Origin of the sequence: Atopococcus tabaci DSM 17538 (assembly GCF_000429585.1) — a bacterium.
Lineage (GTDB): Bacteria > Bacillota > Bacilli > Lactobacillales > Carnobacteriaceae_A > Atopococcus > Atopococcus tabaci.
This window is the reverse complement of record NZ_AUCD01000130.1, coordinates 1-1433: the sequence shown is the minus strand read 5'-3', so window position 1 is coordinate 1433 and position 1433 is coordinate 1. Positions and strand designations below refer to the sequence as shown.

2 protein-coding genes are annotated in these 1433 nt (G+C 45.3%); one reads left to right on the top strand and one right to left on the bottom strand.

Features of this window, described 5'->3' with window-relative positions:
• Nucleotides 1-132 precede the first annotated feature (132 nt).
• Complete coding sequence (locus G470_RS0111650) at nt 133-393, bottom strand: DUF2188 domain-containing protein (RefSeq protein WP_028274939.1); 261 nt, start codon at nt 391-393, stop codon at nt 133-135.
• A 193-nt stretch (nt 394-586) separates the two neighbouring features.
• Between G470_RS0111650 and G470_RS0111645 the strand changes: the two genes are divergently transcribed.
• Entirely contained in the window at nt 587-1315 is a 729-nt protein-coding gene (locus G470_RS0111645; protein ID WP_028274938.1) for a ZIP family transporter, read from the top strand.
• Nucleotides 1316-1433 lie beyond the last annotated feature (118 nt).

Sequence of the window (1433 nt, the reverse complement as noted above, 5' to 3'; positions counted from 1 at the left end):
CGGACACCCTTGACTTTCGCTAACAGTTCCTACTGCCAAGTCTGTAGTGGACTTTCACCACCAAGTTGTCGCCCATGCCGGGCGCACTAAAAAAGCCGCTTGTCAACAGGAGACAAGCGGCTTTTAATGTACTCACTGATCGTATTCGATTTGTTCTTCAATTTGCCCATCCTCGTCATGGACAATGACTTTCGTCCCCGCTTCTTCAGCCTGTTTTTTGGCTTCTTCGAGGGCTTCATTCTTATCATCTGCTGTGAAGATCGGATTGTCTTCGCCTTCTTTTTTCACTGCCCACTTCTTATCGTCTCCAGGAACTACGTGGAACCGAGCGTTTTCCGTGCCCGCTCTATCTTCGAAATAATTTCCGCGTCCATCATTGTTTTGGTTTGCCACTTCCTATTCCTCCTTTAAAAAAGTTTGGTCTAATTCACTTCTTATTTGGCCATTTTACGTTTCCCACTGTCAACTTAAACGCTTTCTTGGTCAACGCATGAGCAGAAGAAGGCATAACCACTGCTGTTCTTCCCGTAACATGTTACAATTCGGTCAGATGACAACTTATTTCGAAAGGAGGGACCATTGCGATATGACCGGTTCATTGAGTTTTCTGGCTGCTGTGGGATTTATGGCCATTCATTTATTTTCTAAGTACTTATCTTTGGATCACCTGCCGCTTCGCAGGTTTTTGTCTTTTGCCGGCGGAGTAGGTGTTGCGTATGTCTTTATGCACTTATTGCCGGCCGTCAGTCGGGGACAACAGCACGTTGCGGAACAGATAGGTATTGATTCCGGGTTTTCACGCTACTTCGTCTATCACATTGCTTTATTAGGGTTTGCCTTGTTTTATGCGATGGAACACTTCGCGATTAAGACTTGGAGTGAAGGCGATGATCCCGACTCTCCCCGCGTGCAATCTCGCCTTTTTTGGTTTCATATCGCTTTTTTCGTGACCTACAACATGATGATTGGCTACTTGGTCGCTTCCGATCCGTATCAAAGCGGACTGCGGATGCTTTTATACTTTATCGCATTGGGCCTGCATTTCTTCACTAATGATTGGAATTTGCGCCGTCACCATAAAGAGGACTATGACCGTTACGGCCGCTATTTGTTGGCTGGGGGTATTCTCGCCGGCTGGCTTATCGGCGTGCTAAGCGAGTATCCTGAGGTTGTGCTGGTGATTGTTGAAGCCTTCATCTCCGGCGCCATTGTGTTGAACGCCATTAAAGAAGAGCTTCCGTCGGGGAAAAATAGCAACCTTACAGGTTTTTTATCAGGGCTCGTTGTCACTGCTTTTTTATTTATTTTTTTATAAGCCAAAAAGGACTGGTTTCTCCTTTGAACTGCCCCCTGTCAAGTAGACAGATAAATAAACAAAATATTTTGTGCCATGTATGAGATTTTTCATGCATGGCTTTTTTATGCAGGAATAC

Excerpts from the sequence above, each read along its gene's own strand:
- G470_RS0111645 (WP_028274938.1), top strand. The coding sequence starts at position 587 with ATGACCGGTTCATTGAGTTTTCTGGCTGCTGTGGGATTTATGGCCATT.